Origin of the sequence: Streptomyces tamarix, assembly GCF_032423885.1 — a bacterium.
GTDB lineage: Bacteria > Actinomycetota > Actinomycetes > Streptomycetales > Streptomycetaceae > Streptomyces > Streptomyces tamarix.
The window spans coordinates 25,055-40,837 of sequence record NZ_JAWCTQ010000055.1 but is presented as its reverse complement, the minus strand read 5'-3'; the positions used below and the strand labels follow the sequence as shown (position 1 = coordinate 40,837).

Below are 15,783 nucleotides of genomic sequence, written 5' to 3'. Positions count from 1 at the left end.
CCCCGGCGCGGCCCCCCCCGCGGCGGGCTCGCACGACGAAAGGGAGAGGGGATTCGCATGCCGTACGTCGAGAAGGCCGACGTGGAGGCCGCCGCCGGCACCGACCCGCACACCGCCGACCGGCTCGTGCACTCGGCGCCGTACGCGCTCGTCCGCGCCACCGTGCTCGCCCATCCACCCCAGACACCGGCCGCAGCGGGGTTCCGCGCGCTGATCGGCCGCCTGACGGAGCTGGACGGGCAACTCGCGGCCCTCTCCCACCCCCTCTGCGACGACCTGTACGCCAGCCGGGACGGCCACCCGGAGGACTTCCACCGGGACGTCGTCCTGCCGCTGCGGCGCACCGTGCACAACGGGCGCACCCCACGGCCCGCCCTCCTGGCCCGGCTCGGCGACCTGCCCGGGCGGCTGCCCCGGCTCACCCGCTGGCTCACCCTGCGGGAGCGCCGCGCCGCTCTGCTCCGCGAGCTGGACCTCGCCGTCCCCCGTGCCCTCGCGGCCGAGCGCTCGGCCCTGGCCGCCCTGTGCCGGGAGCCGGCCCTGGCCCGCGCCGTCGCCCTCACCAGCGCCGGCCTGCTCCGCGCCCTCGAACGTGCCGGCAGGGGCACCGACGACCGGAAGGCGCGCAAGGAAGAACCCAACGTGCTGCGCTACGCCCTGAGGGCCAGCACCAAGACCAGCCCTCTGTCCTGGTTCACCGCCGTCGGTTGGGGCCCTCTGCCGCAGTCCCCGGCGCCACGGCCGCACGTGCGGCCCTGGGGGCACGAGGCGCTCCTCGACGGCCCGCTGCACGCGACGGTCACGGTCAACCGCACGCTCACGGCCGCCCTCACCGCCGCCCTCCTGGACCGGCCGCACCGCCGTGCCGCACGCCCCCACCGCATCACCAGCACCGCCCGGATCACCGACGGCCGCGCCACGTACGCGCGCAGCCGGACCGCCTTCGCCGGCGGACGGTACCTCGTCACCGACGAGGACGAGGTGGAGGTGGCCTTCGGCGGCCCCCTGCGCCTGCTCACCGACCGTGCCCGGACCCCCGCCCCGCTCCACGAACTGGCCCTGGCGCTCGCCTCAGCCCTGCCCCGCGCGCCCGGTGCGGGGAACGCGAGCCGCGCGGAAGGCGAGGACCGCGGGGAAGGCAACCTCGCCGCCGCCACGGCCTTCCTGGACCGCCTCGCCGAAGCCGGTCTCCTCGTGCCCACCGATCCGGTGCCGCCCCAGGACGCCGACCCCCTGGCGCGCCTCTCCGCGTGGCTGCGCACCCTCGGCACGGCCGACGCCGTGGACGCCGCCCACGGCGAGGACGGCGCCGACGCCGGAGGAAGCACCCGCGCCGAGGACATCGCCCAGGCGGACCGCATCGACGAACTGGCGGCGCTCGTCGCCCGGTTCCCCGCCGCCCCGGTTCACGAGCGCCCCCGCGTGCTCACCGAGCTCGCGCACCGCTGGACCGGGCTGCTCGCGGACAACGGTCGCCCCGTCCCGGCCGGGTCGGCTCCGCTGAACCTCCTGTCCGAGGACGTCGTCGCCCCGGGAGCGCTGCGACTCGACGGCTTCGTCGGCTCCGCCGACCACGAGGCGCTCGGCGAGGTCACCGCCCTCGCCGAACTCTTCGACCTCGGCCACCTCGTGCGGCGCGTCGCCCGGGACCGCTTCGTCGAGCGGTACGGCCGCGGCGGACGCTGCGCCCACCCGTGGGAGTTCGGCGCCGACGTCGCCGCGGCGTGGGAGCGGGCGGGGCGCGTCGCCGCCCTGCGCCGGGAGGACAGCGCCGCGTTCCCCACCGGTGGTGCCGAACTCGCCGCCCTGCGCGAGGACGTCGCCGGCGCCGTACGGGAGGCGTCGGCCACCAGGACACCGGCACCCGGGCCGGACGACGACGTCGTCCTGCCGCCCGACCTCGTCCGGGGCCTGGCGGCGCGGTTGCCGCGCTGGACGGTGGAACGGCCCGTCAGTTACGCGTACTTCCTGCAGCGCGACCCGGCCGGGGGATTGCTCTGCGTCAACCACGTCTACGGCGGCTGGGGGCGCTTCACCAGCCGCTTCCTGGACGCCCTCGACCCGCGGGCCGCCGAGGGCGTGGCGCGGCAGATCCGTCGCGGTCTGGGGCACGGGGCCGGGGAGCGTGTCGCCCAGATCCGTCCCGTGAACGGCTTCAACGCCAACCTCCATCCCCTCCTCGTCCCCGACGAGATCGGCCCCGACCGCGGGGCGGCATCGATCGCGGAGGACGAACTGGAGCTCTTCCACGACGAGGCCACCGACCAGGTGCGGTTCGGGATCCGGGACACCGGTGACGTCCTGGACGTCCTGTACCCCGGCTTCCTCGCCCCGATCATGCTCCCGCGCCGCATCGCGGCCCATCTGTCCGACCACCCTCACGGCATGGTCGACTTCCGCTCCCTCGTGCCCCACCACACGGTGCGGGCCCCGGGCGGATCCGTGGTGCGCACCCCCCGGTTGCGCCACCGGCACGTCGTCCTGCTCCGCCGGCGCTGGGTCCTGCCGTCCGGCGTCGTGCGCGCGCTGCGCGAGGAACTGGCCGCCGCCGGGACGGTCCCGGTAGAGGCCGCCGCCCGGTGGCGGGCCCTGCTCGCCCTGCCCGACCAGGTCTTCCTACACCCCGTCGTCACGGCGCCGACGGGCCGCGCGGCCGACGACTTCCTGACGCAACTGAGCTGCCCGAAGCCGCAGTTCGTCGATCTGGGCAACGCGCTGCACCTGCGCTGCCTGGCCAAGTGGCTCTCCCGCCACCCCGACGGCGTGGTCCTGGAGGAGGCGCTGCCCGCGCCCGGTGGATCGGCCACGCCGACCCGGGCGGTGGAACTCGTCCTGGAGACCTACCGCCCCCGCCGCCCGTCATGACCCGCCGCAACCGGAGAGCCGAGGAGAAGACCGTGCCCGCCGGACCGTCCCGGACGACCACCTCCCTCGACGTCGTCGCCTACTACCACCAGCCCGTCAAGGCGCCGCTGCTGCGCGAGGCGGTGCTCCCGCTCGCCGAAGCCCAGGTGGGTCGGGGCCTCGCCGCACACGTCGAACGGCACTGGCTGCACGGCCCCCACGTGCGGCTGCGCCTCGAAGGCCCCGCGCAGAGCGTCCGCCCGGCCGCGCGGGACGCCGCCCGCGTCCTGCGCGACTGGGTCCGCGACCACCCCTCCCACAGTGACCTCGGAGAGGACGAACTGCTCGCGCAGGCCGCGGAAGCGGGCCGCGTCGAACTCGTCGCCCCGCCCTACGGCCCGATCGTGGCGGACAACACCGTGCGCGTCGAACCGGTCGACCGCACCTCCCTGCACGGTCTGCTCGGCGCCGACGGTGTGGCCCTCCGGGACGACCTGCTGCGCAGCGGGCTGGGCGCGCTGCGCGCCGGCACCGCCTTCCTGGGCACGCACGGGAACAGCGCCCAGGCCCGCGTCCAGCTCGCCGTCGCGGCGCTCGCCGCCCACGCGGCGGCCCACCCCGGGGGACTCGCCGGCGGTCACTACTCGTACGTCTCCCACCTGGAGGACTTCCTGGTCCACGCCGACCCGGACGGGCGGCTGCGGGACGGGTTCGCCCGTCGCTGGGACAGCGCGGGCGAGGTGGTGACCGCGCTCGTCGGCCGGATCGCGGAGGGCGGCGCCCTGGCGTGGGAAAGGGCGTGGGCCGCGTGGTCGGCCGCGGCCTGGGACCTCGCGCAGAGCCGTCACGACGCGGGGGCGGACCTGCACGGCTCCCCGCTCGAGTACCGCGTGCGCGCGGCGGCGACGGGCGACGCCGCCGCGATGGAGCGCTGGAACCAGGACGTCCGCACCCGCTACAGCGAGTTCCACCGGCTCCTGCGCCGCTCGGACCCGCGCGGGACGATGTGGAGCCGCCCCGACTACCTCGTCTACCGGGCCTGCACCAACGCCCTGTACCGGCTCTTCGCGATCTGCGACGTCCGGCCGCTGGAGCGCTACCTCGCCGCGTACCTGGTCATCCGTACGGTCCCGGGCCTGACGGGCTGCGACTGGCGGGAGCGGGTCGGGGCGGTCATCGACGCGGTGGAGGGTCGCTCATGACGGACGGGACGCCCGCCCCGGCCGCCTCCGGCACGGACGCGCACCGGGACGGCTCGCCCCTGCCGTGGCGGCTGCGCCCCGGGGTCGCCGTGACCCCCCTGCACAACGGCCTGCACCTGCGCGGGCGGCGGGGCAGCGTGACCCTGGAGGGCAGCGCCGCGCTGCCCCGGCTGTGGCGGCTTCTGGAAGAGCCGCTGCGCACCGGCCGCCTGACCGGTCCCCTGCGGCAGGCGGAGCCGGGCACCGCCCTACGCGAGGCCGTGGACACGGTGGTCGGTCAACTCCTGGAACACGACCTGCTCGTGGCGGAGCCCGCCGGACCCGCGGCGGGCTGGCTCGCGGCGTCGGCGAAGCGGCCGCCCACGGCGGCGGCCGTCCTCGCGGCGACGCGGGTGGAGGTCGTCTCGGGTGCTCCCGCCGGCCGGCCGCCGTACGACCGCCTCGGGGCGGCCGCGCCCCCACCCACCCCGGACGACCTGGCCGGCGCCGCCGGGCGGGCGCTGCGCCGTGGCGGGGTGACGGTGGCGTACGCCGTCACCCCCGCCCTGCCCGACGGGCTGGTCCTCCTGCGCATCGCCGGCGGTGACGGCCCGCCGCGCGCGGTGGCCGCGGGCGTGCACGGCGGCCTGGGGTTCGTCACCGCCCCGGGCAGCCCGGAGCAGGCCGCGGCGGACGCACGCGCCCTGTCGGCCCGGCTGGCCGCCGGCACCGGCGCCTCGACGGCCCCCCACCCGCGGGGGGCCGCGGCCCCGCCGCGGTCCGCCACCGCCCCGGCGTCCGGGCCTCTCCCCGCCTCCTTCGTCCCGCTGCTCGCCGCGGCGGCGGCCCAGCGGCTCCTGTGCGCGGCGGGCGGACTGCCCGACCCCGCCGACGAAGGTGACGACCACCGGCTGCTGCCCGGGCTGCCCGCCGTGCTGGTGGCCGGCGCGCGACCGCCGCGCGCCGAGTACCGCAACTGGCTCGGGCCCGACCGGATCGATCCGGACCGCCGTACCCCCCTGGAGCCCGCCGGCAGCCTGGCGGAGGCGCTCGACCGGGCGGTCGCGCTCGGCGCGGAGCACATCGGCACGGGCCCCGCGCCCCTCCCCGGAGCGCTGCGGCAACTGCCCGTACCGCTGGCTTCCTGCGACCTTCCGGGCGGCGCGGTACGGACGCCGCGCTCCGAGACGGTCGTCGCCGGGGCGCCGCGCCTGGACCTCGCCCGCCTGGAGGCGTTCTGCCGGGCGGCCGAGCTGGGCCTGGCGGGCGCGGACCCCACCGTCCGGTACGTCGTCGGGGCGAACCCCGACCACGCCTGGGGGCGGGCCCTTCGCCGGGCCGCCGGCCCGGGCGCACCCGGTCCGGTGAGCGGTCCGCTGCCGGAGGCCGTCTGGCTCGGCCATCCGCAGGCCCGCCACTGGTGGGCGACGCTGACGCAACGCCTGGGCGTCCGGGCCCGCATGGAGGTGATCCGCCTGGACCGGGACCGGGAGGCGTACCGGGCCGTGGTGCTCGCGGACACCGGTCGGCCGGATCCGGGGCCGGTGCCGGATCCGGCCGCGGAACCGGGGTCAGGGCTCGGCTGGGCCGTCGAGGCCACTCCGGGCGACGCGGCGGCTTTCGCCGCGCTCACCGCCACCGCCGCCGTCAGCGCCGCCCGCCAGGGTGCCGCCGTCACGGACCCGTGCGCGCCGGGCGGCTCGGCGGCCCCGTCGGCGGTGGCCGGGGCCCGGCCCGCGCCCTGGGAGGACAACCGCTGGACCACCGGCTGGCTGACCGAGGTCGCCGCCCGCGAAGCGGCCCTGCGCGGCACCCTGCGCACGCTGACCGGCCTGCACGACCGGGAGGCCCTCCCCGCGGCCCCCGAAGCGCGGGAGTTCGCCGCGCTGCTGCGCGCGTTCGGCTTCACCGTGCTCGCGGTGGGAGGGGACCAGCGATGACACCGAACCCGCACGAGACCCTGGAGCCGCACGAGGCGCCGGACCCGCACGAGGCGCTGGGCCCGCTGCCCGTGCCGGTCCTCGACCCGGACACCGCGCTGGCCACCACCGCGGGACGGGTCGTCGTCCTGCTGACCCGGTGGACACGGGGACTCGCCGAGGAGCTGAGCCGCCACGCGCTCGCCCATCCGGTGACCATGGTTCCCGTACGCCTCGACGGGGCGCTGTCCGTGGTCGGACCGGTGCTCGGGCCGGCGGCCGCCGCGTGCCTGTGCTGCTCGGAACACCAGCGTCTGGCCACGGCGGGTGGCCGGGTGCCCTGGCAGAGCCCGGCGCTGACGCTCGGCGGGGTGCCGGCGCCCGCCCTGGGCGAGGCGGTCGGGGCCCTCGCCCTCGACCTGCTGGAGGAGGCGCCGCCGACGACACCGGCCGCTCCCGCCGCGACGGCGACCGTCCACGTCGTGCACAACGGGCGCGCCACCTGGTCCACCCACCGGGTCCGCCCGATCGGCGGCTGCGCGGTCTGCCGCCCCCTGCCGGAGGACTCGGCCGACTCGGTCGGCCCCCTCCCGGCCGGCCCGCGGCCGGTGGCCGACCCGGCGGTGCTGCGCGGCGCCAACGACCGCACCGGCGCCGAGGACCTGCGCGCGGCGCTGCACGACGAGCGCTTCGGACCGGTGCGCCGGCTGTTCCGCTCCGAGGTCTCGGCGTTCTGCCTGACGACGGCGTTCGTGACCGACGGACGTCCGCTCGACGACGGCGGATACGGCCGCGCCGGCGACTTCGCCGGCAGCGAGCGGGTGGCCCTCTTCGAGAGCGTCGAGCGGTACGTGGGCATGCGCCCCACCGGCCGTCGCACCGTCCTGCGCGCGCCCTTCGCCGCGCTGGGACCCGACAGGGCGGTCGACCCGCGGCGGCTGGGGCTGCCCGACCCCGCCTTCCACGGCCACCCGGCGTCACGGACGGTGCCGTACGACCCCGCGCTGGAACTGGACTGGGTGCACGGCTGGTCGCTCACACGGGGCCGGCCCGTCGCCGTACCGGAGCACGTCGCGTACTGGGACGTACCGGGCGGCGGCACGCGCGTGGTCTACGAGTCGTCCAACGGTTGCGGGCTCGGCAACAGCCTGGAGGAGGCGACGCTCTACGGCCTGTTCGAGGTCGCCGAGCGCGACGCCTTCCTGATGGCGTGGTACGGGGCCACGCCCCTTCCTCGGGTCGAGCCGCCGGCCGACGACCCCGACACCGCGCTGCTCACCGACCGCGCGGCGCTCCTCGGCTACCGGCTCCTCCTCCTCGATGCCACCAACGACTTCGGGATCCCGGCGGTCGTGGCCGTCTGCCGCTACGAAGGCACCCATCCGCGGGCGCCGCGGATGTTCCTGGCCGCCGGCGCGCACCACGACCCCCGCACGGCCATCCGGTCGGCGGTCGCCGAAGTCGTCACCAACGTCCTGGAGTCCCCGCACCGTGCCACCGCCGACGGGCGGCCCCGCGACCCCGAACGACTGCGGCCCATGCTGGACCGGCCGGACCTCGTCGTCACCCTCGACGACCACGTGGGGGTGAACACCCTTCCCGAGGCGGGGCCGCGCCTGGACTTCCTGTTCCGCGACACGCCCGCCCGGCCGGTCGCCGCCGTCTGGCCCGGCGCGCCGGAGCCGGTCACCGATCTGAGCGCCCTGCTCGCGTCAGCCGTCGCCCGGCTGGCGGACGCGGACCTCGAGGTCATCGCCGTCGACCAGACCGAGCCGGGACTGCGCGACCGCCTGGGCCTGTACGGGGCGAAGGTCATCGTGCCCGGCTCCCTGCCGATGACCTTCGGGCACGTCAACCACCGCACGCGGGGGCTGCCCCGGCTCCTGCACGTCCCCCACCGGCTCGGCCGCGCCTCCCGGCCCCTGCGCCACCGCGACCTGGCGCTCCACCCGCATCCCTTCCCCTGACCGCCCACCCGCCCCGGCACCGCGCCCGGCCCACCGGCCGCTCCCCGGCCGGCCCCTCCCGCACATCCTCCCGTCCACCTTCCCACCGAACGAGGGCCGCACGTGACGACCGACACCTGGCACAGCCACCACCTGTTCCTGCACTCCGGCACCGAGGACACCGACGCCTTCCTGACCGGGTGGCTGGCCCCCCACCTGGACGGGCTGGTCGCCTCCGGCCAGGCCGCGCAGTGGTTCTTCATCCGGTACGGCGAGGACGGACCGCACCTGCGCGTACGGGTGCGGGGGCTGGGCCCCGGCGCCGCCGCCGAACTGCCGGGAGCCCTGGCGCGGGCCGCCAAGGAGCAGCCCGCGGTGGCGGACGGCCCCTGGCCCTCCCACCACGGGGAGATCCGCGCCGTGGAGTACGTACCGGAGACCGGCCGGTACGGCGGCCCGCGGGCCCTGCCCACGGCCGAGGAGGTGTTCGTCGTCTCCTCCCGCCTGGCAGTCGAGGCGCTGCGAACGCTCCGGGGCGGGCCCGGCGGCGCCGCGCGCCTCACGATCGCGGCCGACCTCGCCCACGCCACGGCGTACGCCCTGGGCATGGACCGGCTCGCGGCGACGAGGTGGCTGCGGCGCCACGCGTCCGGCTGGCGGTGGGTCACCGAGGTGGCGCTGCTCCCCGGCGCGGCGGTGCACTCCCGCGTCCACACCGTGTACGCGGCCCAGCGCACGGCGCTGCGGCGGCGGGCGCGCAGTCTGGGGGAGGCGCTGCGGGACGGCAGTGGAGAACCGTGGCTGTTGGAGTGGGTCCGGTGCGTGCGGGAGGCCGACGAACGGCTGCGGGCCGAGCTCGGGGCGGGGGCGGCCGACACCGTGCTGCCGTGGGTGTGGGCGTCGCAGCTGCACATGCTGTTCAACCGTCTCGGCGTCACCCCCGACGAGGAACGCGCGGTGTGCCTGCTCGCCGCCCGGACGCTGCTGGACACCGACGACCCGCAGTCGTTCTTCCCCGAGGGGCACCACGCGGTGGACCTCCAGTACCTGGAACGCAGCAAGTTCCGGATCGGACGCAACGAGGACTCCTCGCTGCGCCCCCTGCCGCCGTCGGCGCTCCCCCTGGGCGCGGCGGGCGCCTCCGGCCCGCCGGAGGTACCCCTTCCGGCCGGCCCGCTGCCCGAGGTGTCGCTGCGCGCCGCGCTGATCGGCCGGACCTCCCTGCGCGGCGCGCTCCGGGGGCCGCTGGACGCCGAAGGGCTCGGCACGCTGCTGTGGAACGCGCTGGCGCACAGCAGCACTTCGGAGCAGCGCCTCGCCGACGGCACCACGCGCACGCTGGACCACCGCCCCTACCCGAGTGCGGGGGCCCTCTACACGGCCCGGGTGCGGCTGCTCGCCCTCGACGTGGCGGGCCTCCCGGCGGCCACGTACGACTGCGTGCCCGAACGCCGGACCCTGCGGCCCGTGGGCCCGGTACCGCCCGTCGCGGACGTCACTCCGCTGTCGACGTACTTCTCCCGCCCGCCGCAGGACCCCGACCGGATCGGCGTCGAGGAGGCACCGGTCCTGCTGGGGGTCTACGTCGACCTGGGGCTGCTGCGCCGCCGGTACGGACTGCGCGCCCTGCGGCTGGCCCTGCTGGAGGCCGGCCACCTGACCCAGACCCTCCTGCTGACCGCCACCGCCCTGGGCCTGGCGGGCACCCCGCTCGGCGGCTTCCACGACGACCTGGCGCAGGAGCTGTTCGGGCTGGACGACCTGGACCACCCCCTCCAGTACCTCCTGCCGCTCGGCCGTCGCACGGAGGGCTGACGCCCCGGCCTCGGGCCGGAGGTTCCGGACCCGCCCCCGCCCGGCCACCGGCCCGGAGGACGCGGTCCGGCCCGGCAGCGGGGACCGCCGGACCCGCGCCGGTGGGCGGCCGGGCCCCCTGACCTGCGGCAACGGCGGCTCTTGCGCCGCCCACCGCCCGCCCGCCGGGCCCCCGCGCGCCACGATCCGGGTTCATCCCGCCGTCGGGATCCGCTTCCGGCCCACGCCCCGGTGCCGTCGCAGCCGCCATACATGGTCCTCGCGGAAGCCGTCGACGCCTTCGGGGGAGACACCCGGCCTGCGGACCGTCTCCCGGGTCTCGACGGCCCACTCCTCCTCGGGCAGCGAGAGTTCGTCCAGAACGCCGTCCAGGGTGGGGAACACGGCGTCGAAAGGCGGCTCCGTCACCCAGGAGGGCCAGCCCGCGTGCATGACGATCAGCAGGGTGCCCTCGTCCGCGACGGCGTCGGCGGCGCCGCGCAGGATGCCCTGCCGATCGAGCTCCACCGGGGACTGCAGGTACTGGGCGCTCACCAGGTCGAAGGAGCCCTCGGGGAACGACCGGCCCAGTTCATGGTGTTCCCACGAGGTGCGCTCGCCGACCCCGGCCTCGGCGGCGTGCCGGGCGGCGCGCGCCAGCGCGGTGGCCGAGATGTCCACCCCGGTGACCCGCCAGCCCGCCGAGGCCAGCCAGACCGCGTCGCCGCCCTCCCCGCACCCCAGGTCCAGGGCGGTGCCGGGCGCCAGGCCGGTCACCTCCCTGACGAGCAGTTCGTTCGGGCGGCCGCTCCAGACCCGGTCGCTGTCGCGGTAGCGGGCCTCCCAGAACTCGGCGGGCTGATCGGGCGCGGGCGTGTCGGTCATGGCGTGCCTCCGGTGCTGTGCGCGGTCGTCTGCTCGGTCGGGCGCCCTCCGGCGCGGCGCCCATGAGGGGAGGCTGCACCATGCCGCCACCGGACGGGAAACACCCGTGCCGAGACGGCAACCGTCCGCCGCGGCATCGTGCGGCGGCCGCGTGACCGGAGCGCACGATCCGGCCGAGGCGCCCTCGGTCTCCTGTGGTCACTCGGGGCTCCCAAGGACTCATCTCGATGGGTGAAGGTGGGCCTTGCCCCTTGATCCTGGACACACGAGACACTGGATCCTCAGGATCTGAGGACGGACATCTCGTGGTCGTGAAGCACTATCCGCCGGAGTTCAAGGCGGACGCGGTCGCGCTTTACCAGTCGCGGCCCGAGGCGACGATCAGGCAGATCGCCGCCGATCTGGGGATCAATCCCGAGACCCTGCGGAACTGGGTCCGGGCGGCCGGGGCGAGTCGGCCTCGGAGGCGCCGGGCGGAAGTGCCGGCCGAGCCACCGACGCCGTTGGAGGCGGAGAACGCCGCTCTACGGAAGAAGGTCCGGGAGCTGGAGGAAGAGCGCGAGGTCCTGCGGAAGGCGGCGAAGTATGTCGCCGGGGAGACGCGCTGGTGAACCGCTTCCAGTGCGTCGCCGACCACCAGCGCCGCTACGGCGTGAAGCGGCTGTGCACCATCCTGGGCATCGCCCGCTCGAGCTTCTGCTACTGGCGCCGCACTGCTGCGGGCCGGGCCGCCCGGCAGGCGGCCGACGCCGCTCTCGCTGCACGGATGCGGGCCGTGCACCGCGAGTCGGACGGCACCTACGGTGTCCCGAGGATCACCGCCGAGTTCCGCGAGGCGGGCGAGCGGGTCAATCACAGGCGGGTCGCCCGCGTGATGCGCCAGGCCGGCCTGGCGGGTCTGCGCTTGCGTCGCAGGCACCGCACCACGGTGGCGGACCCGGCCGCGGTGAAAGCCCCGGATCTGATCGGCCGCGTCTTCACCGCGAGTGGACCGAACACGAAGTACGTCGGCGACATCACCTGTCTCCCGTTGGATGGAGGGAAGTTCCTCTACCTGGCCACCGTCATCGACCTCGCCTCGCGCCGCCTCGTCGGCTGGGCGGTCGCGGATCACATGCGAACCGATCTCGTCCTCGATGCCCTGACAGCCGCCGAACGGACCCGCGGCAGCCTCACCGGGGCGGTCATGCACACCGACCACGGCACCCAGTACACCGGCTGGGCGTTCGCCGACGCCTGCCGCCAGGCCGGCGGCCGCTTTGCGGTGCCGGCGCGCCGCGGTCCCGCCGCCGCGCCGTCCCGCCGCTTCATGGCCCTGCTGTGGCGCCCTGCCGCCGCTCGGCCCGTCGCCGCGTCCCGGGCCTTTTTCCGGCCCGGTGTGTAGGCCGCCCGTTCGCCGAGTTCGGGATCCTCGGCCGTAGTGGCCCCGCCCGTGCCCCGGCCGTACGCCGTCGGCGTGTCGCCGTTTCCCGGCTGGGCGCCACCCCTCCGCCTGTGCCCCTCCCGCGCCGAGTCCCGTTGTTCCATCGCTGCCCGCCGAGTAGCCGCGCGGTTCGGGGCGGCGCCCGCTCGGGGCCGGCCCTGCCGACCTCGGTACTCCGCCTGCTGAGTCGCGGTGAGGGTCGGCCGGGCGCGTTGGGCCCCGGCAATGCCGGACCACCCCCTGACTGCCCGCACGGTGTGATGTGTGTCACATCGCCGTAACATCGATCTTCTAGCCCCACATAACTAAGACCGTGTCCTATGTGGTGAGGCGGACGAGTCGCTTGTAGCAGCACAGGGCCGCGGCGAGACCGAGAAAGGCCAGGTAGTTGCGGGGATGACGCTCGTAGCGGGGGCTGATCCTGCGATAGCCCGACAGCCACGAGATCGTGCGCTCGATCACCCAGCGGCGGCGGCCCAGGCTTTCGCTGGACTCGATGCCCTTGCGGGCGATGCGCACGCCGATGCGCTTGCCGCGTAGCCATTTCCGCAGGTGGGGGATGTCGTACGCCTTGTCCGCATGAAGGCGCTGGGGCTTGAAGTGGCGACCGTTGTGGGGGTCGTGTCTCGTTTGGTGACCCTCGACCATGGGCTTCAGACCCTCGCTGTCGTGGACGTTCGCGGCAGAGACACCGACGACCAGGGGCAGTCCGTTCGCGTCCGACAGGACGTGCATCTTGGAACCCGGCTTGCCCCGGTCCACGGGGCTCGGACCTGTGAGTTCGCCCCTTTTTTCGCCCTGACGTGGGCGGTGTCGAGGACGACACGGGTCACATCGAGCAGGCCGGCGTCGTCGAGCTGGTGCAGCACGGCTTCGTGCAAGCGGCCCCAAAGGCCGGCTCTGGACCAGATCAGGAACCGGCGGTGGGCCGTCGACTTCGATATCCCGAAGCAGGGAGGCAGGGCCCGCCAGGCGCAGCCGCTGACCAGCACGTAGATGATCGCGGCGAACAGCGTCTCATCAGGCGTGTCCTGCGTTCCGCCGCCCTGCGGCCGCACCTTTGACGGCGGGATCAGCGGCTTCGCGATCTCCCACAGTCCGTCCGGAACAATCCAACTCCACGTACCCCGCCCCATACCGACGTCAACGACGCCTCACCATATAGGACACGGTCTTAAGAGGTGATCTCAATTGGCGTTGTGTGGCGGCCGGGGCCGCCAAGCTGGGGCCACCGGGTGAGTCTGGTGACCCCAGCTGGATGTGGTCAGCGAGGGTCGTTCAGGCGGCTGCTGATTTGTTCGTGGAGTTCGTGCGGCAGGTGGATGGTCCAGCGGTCGGCGGCCTCGGAGGCCAGGTCACGGCTCCAGCGCCAGCTGTTGCGTGCCGCCGTGCGCACGTCCTGGTCGCGGGCGGCGGCTGTGGTGGCGGCGTAGCGATGGCGGTCGGTGTCGGGCAGGTCCTGTTCGAGCGCGCGGCTGGGGGTGAGCCAGTGGGCTGTGCTGTTGCGCAACAGGCGGCAGAGCTGCAGTTGCTGGGGTGCGATGACGGTGTGCAGCAGGGCGTGGGCGCGGGCGATCTCGCCGCGGGCCAGGACGTGGGCGAGCATGAGGGTCCAGTTGGTCAGCTCGTTGGTGAGCTGCTGGGCGGTGGTCATCGGCTCGGGCGGCTGGAAGGTGGCCAGCTGTCGGGCGGCCTGGGTGAGTCGGCCGGTGCGGTCGAGCAGGACGGCGTCGTCGGGGCGGGGCAGGTGCACCATGCCTTGCCAGGTGGGGACCTCGTCAATGCCGGGGCCGGCGGGGGTGAGGTGGAACTCGCCGCGCATCAGGTCGTCGAAGATGACGGAGAGGATGCCGTACATATTGGTGTAGGAGAGCTGGAGCGGTGCGAGCTGTGCCAGGAAGCCGGGGCCGTCGAAGTCGGCGAGGCGGTCGTCCTGGATGTAGAGGTATGCCTCGATGTCGGAATGGGCGTCGGCCTCGCCCACGGTCCACGAGCCGTAGAGCAGTACGCCCTCCAGCCGGGTGTCGGCGTGGGCGAGCTGTCGCAGGCGTGCGATGCGGTCGTCCAGGGCGGAACGGGCAGAGTGAACGGACATGGTGTGGTGGTTTCTCCTGGGGTGAGCGTGCGGGCACGCTGACGGAGCCCGGCACCTGCCGGGCGAATGTCTGTGGACCGTCGCGGCCGCTCAGGAGAAGTTGCCCATGGTCGAGATCATAGGGGACGGCTCAGTCGCCGAGTCGGCGGGAGCAGATCAGGGTGGCCGTGATACCGGTGAAGGCCAGGAAATGTTCGGCCTTACGCTCGTAGCGGCGGTACAGGCGACGGCACCCAGCCAGTCACGCCACCGTTCGCTCCACAGTCCACCGGTGGCGGCCCAGCTTCTGGGAGGACTCGATGCCTCTGCGGGCGAGGCGCGGGATGATATTGCGCAAGCGGAGCCATTTCCGTAGGTGGTCGTAGTCGTAGCCCTTGTCTCCATGGAGCTTGGCGGGCCGCCGTCGACGGGGCCCGCGCCGGGCCGATGAGGGTGGGTGTCGGCGCTCGTGACTGCGTGGGTTCGTTCGGCGTTCCACCGTTGACGGCCGCCCACCCGTCCGCCGTGCCGTCCGCCCCGTCCGCCGCTGTGCCGCCGTGGCCCCCGCTGCGCCCGGCGCCCCGGCGTGCTGCCCCGGGGCGCCGGCGCGGCGCTGTCGTGCCGCCGCTTCGCGGTCCTGCTTGTGGCGCCCCGGCCACTGTGTCTCGCGGTGTTGCCGGGGCGCCCCTGCCGCCTCGACATCCCGCGTGCCGCGTCCGGCCGGGGTGGCGAGCTCCAGGCGCTGCGCGAGCTCGGCACGCTGGGGCAGACCGAGCCGGCCGAGGGTGACGAAGCCGTCCGTGACGAGCTGACCCGGCGGGCCGGCGGGTACGTCCAGGCCGATGTCGAGGCCTGGCGCGCCCATGCCCTGGCCGCGCACCGCGGGCACTACGCCGGCCCGGCCGCCCGCGAGGAAGCCGCCGGCCTTCTGACGCCGCCGGTCCTCGCGCACGCCGCGCTGCTCGCCGAGCTCGCCCGCCTGGTCCCCGACGCCGGCGTCGACGAGCTGGCGTTCGCGGCCCGGCTCGCCACCACCGAGCCCGAAGCCGTCGGCGCGCTCGCCGCGTTTGTCCTCTGACAGTGATGCTGGATCGTTTGCTATTGGAGTTGGACCGCTGGTGTCGAGCGATGAGGAGCCGGGGACTATGAGCGGGGCCCGGTGGTGAAGCGGACGAAGCAAGCGATGCGCGGGCTGAACGTCAGCACGCACTGCTCGCTGAGAGCCGAGCGCACGCCCGCTGCCACATCAGCGTCCGGTGCACCGAACACCTCGAAGCGCTCTACCTTGCAGTGCTTCATCACCTCTTGGATGTACGGGTCCGCCAGTTTCCAGTGGAGGCGGACCGCGTCGGAGTCCTGATAGAGCTGGAAGCTGTGAGCGAGCATCCGCTGCTCGTCCACGAAGGTCTCCACCATCAGCTGGGGCCCGTGCTGCTCTGCGAACGCAACCGCCCTGGCGATGGCGTCGTGGAAGCTCTCCAGGTGACCGTCGGTGATGCGCATGGTGTTCCGGAAGAGGAGAACCGTCGAGTCGTGGGTGGTCATGATTCGACACTCATCCCTAAATCATGGTTGAGGTCAAGCATGGATTTCTCCCCGGCACCCTCCTCGACTTCGTAGGCATCGCTCGGGACGAGAAAGGTGGGGGCAGTGACGCCACGACTGTGGCCTCTGGGCTCCCGGTCCAACTTTGCTGTCACGAACCGAACGGTGATCC

At 74.9% G+C, this 15,783-nt stretch carries 12 protein-coding genes and 1 pseudogene; 8 read left to right on the top strand and 5 right to left on the bottom strand.

Annotated features, from left to right (window positions below):
* The first annotated feature begins 57 nt into the window (after positions 1-57).
* From RND61_RS29105 to RND61_RS29085, 5 genes are all read left to right on the top strand, one after another.
* Entirely contained in the window at positions 58-2,865 is a 2,808-nt protein-coding gene (locus RND61_RS29105) for a lantibiotic dehydratase (protein WP_315881132.1), read from the top strand.
* Positions 2,866-2,897: 32 nt separating this feature from the next.
* The gene (locus tag RND61_RS29100; protein WP_315881131.1) at positions 2,898-4,046 is read left to right on the top strand and encodes a lantibiotic dehydratase C-terminal domain-containing protein; all 1,149 of its coding nucleotides are present in this window, start codon (positions 2,898-2,900) and stop codon (positions 4,044-4,046) included.
* Complete coding sequence (locus tag RND61_RS29095) at positions 4,043-5,965, top strand: hypothetical protein (RefSeq protein ID WP_315881130.1); 1,923 nt, start codon at positions 4,043-4,045, stop codon at positions 5,963-5,965. The genes RND61_RS29100 and RND61_RS29095 overlap by 4 nt, the downstream gene beginning before the upstream one ends.
* Positions 5,962-7,911 (top strand): TOMM precursor leader peptide-binding protein, encoded by a 1,950-nt coding sequence (locus RND61_RS29090; RefSeq protein WP_315881129.1) that lies wholly within the window; start codon positions 5,962-5,964, stop codon positions 7,909-7,911. Before RND61_RS29095 ends, RND61_RS29090 begins: the two co-directional genes overlap by 4 nt.
* A gap of 102 nt (positions 7,912-8,013) precedes the next feature.
* A complete protein-coding gene (locus RND61_RS29085; protein ID WP_315881128.1) occupies positions 8,014-9,705 on the top strand; it encodes a thiopeptide-type bacteriocin biosynthesis protein in 1,692 nt (563 codons plus the stop codon).
* Between the two features lie 192 nt (positions 9,706-9,897).
* On the opposite strand, the gene RND61_RS29080 is transcribed toward RND61_RS29085, so the two are convergent.
* Positions 9,898-10,569 (bottom strand): class I SAM-dependent methyltransferase, encoded by a 672-nt coding sequence (locus tag RND61_RS29080; protein WP_315881127.1) that lies wholly within the window; start codon positions 10,567-10,569, stop codon positions 9,898-9,900.
* A 305-nt stretch (positions 10,570-10,874) separates the two neighbouring features.
* On the opposite strand from RND61_RS29080, the gene RND61_RS29075 reads away from it, so the two are divergent.
* A complete protein-coding gene (locus RND61_RS29075) occupies positions 10,875-11,180 on the top strand; it encodes a transposase (RefSeq protein ID WP_315881126.1) in 306 nt (101 codons plus the stop codon).
* The gene (locus RND61_RS29070; protein ID WP_315881125.1) at positions 11,177-11,953 is read left to right on the top strand and encodes an IS3 family transposase; all 777 of its coding nucleotides are present in this window, start codon (positions 11,177-11,179) and stop codon (positions 11,951-11,953) included. The genes RND61_RS29075 and RND61_RS29070 overlap by 4 nt, the downstream gene beginning before the upstream one ends.
* 357 nt (positions 11,954-12,310) lie before the next feature.
* Here RND61_RS29070 and RND61_RS29065 read toward each other — a convergent pair.
* The 3 genes and pseudogenes from RND61_RS29065 to RND61_RS29055 all read right to left on the bottom strand — a co-directional run.
* A protein-coding gene (locus RND61_RS29065) for an IS5 family transposase (RefSeq protein WP_315881124.1) occupies positions 12,311-13,128 on the bottom strand; the annotation gives its coding sequence in 2 pieces (ribosomal slippage) (positions 12,311-12,780 and positions 12,780-13,128; 819 coding nt in all).
* Between the two features lie 128 nt (positions 13,129-13,256).
* A complete protein-coding gene (locus RND61_RS29060; protein ID WP_315881123.1) occupies positions 13,257-14,087 on the bottom strand; it encodes a nucleotidyltransferase domain-containing protein in 831 nt (276 codons plus the stop codon).
* A 130-nt stretch (positions 14,088-14,217) separates the two neighbouring features.
* Positions 14,218-14,514: pseudogene (locus tag RND61_RS29055) on the bottom strand (IS5/IS1182 family transposase); the annotation flags it as partial.
* Between the two features lie 222 nt (positions 14,515-14,736).
* Here RND61_RS29055 and RND61_RS29050 point away from each other — a divergent pair.
* Entirely contained in the window at positions 14,737-15,144 is a 408-nt protein-coding gene (locus RND61_RS29050) for a hypothetical protein (RefSeq protein ID WP_315881122.1), read from the top strand.
* Between the two features lie 65 nt (positions 15,145-15,209).
* Here the strand turns inward: RND61_RS29050 and RND61_RS29045 are convergent, their stop codons facing one another.
* On the bottom strand, positions 15,210-15,611 hold the full coding sequence (locus RND61_RS29045; protein ID WP_315881121.1) for a hypothetical protein: 402 nt from the start codon (positions 15,609-15,611) through the stop codon (positions 15,210-15,212).
* Between the last annotated feature and the right edge of the window lie 172 nt (positions 15,612-15,783).

Coding starts and splice junctions, on each gene's coding strand:
- RND61_RS29105 (WP_315881132.1), top strand. CDS start 58: ATGCCGTACGTCGAGAAGGCCGACGTGGAGGCCGCCGCCGGCACCGAC.
- RND61_RS29095 (WP_315881130.1), top strand. CDS start 4,043: ATGACGGACGGGACGCCCGCCCCGGCCGCCTCCGGCACGGACGCGCAC.
- RND61_RS29090 (WP_315881129.1), top strand. CDS start 5,962: ATGACACCGAACCCGCACGAGACCCTGGAGCCGCACGAGGCGCCGGAC.
- RND61_RS29080 (WP_315881127.1), bottom strand. CDS start 10,569: ATGACCGACACGCCCGCGCCCGATCAGCCCGCCGAGTTCTGGGAGGCC.
- RND61_RS29060 (WP_315881123.1), bottom strand. CDS start 14,087: ATGTCCGTTCACTCTGCCCGTTCCGCCCTGGACGACCGCATCGCACGC.
- RND61_RS29045 (WP_315881121.1), bottom strand. CDS start 15,611: ATGACCACCCACGACTCGACGGTTCTCCTCTTCCGGAACACCATGCGC.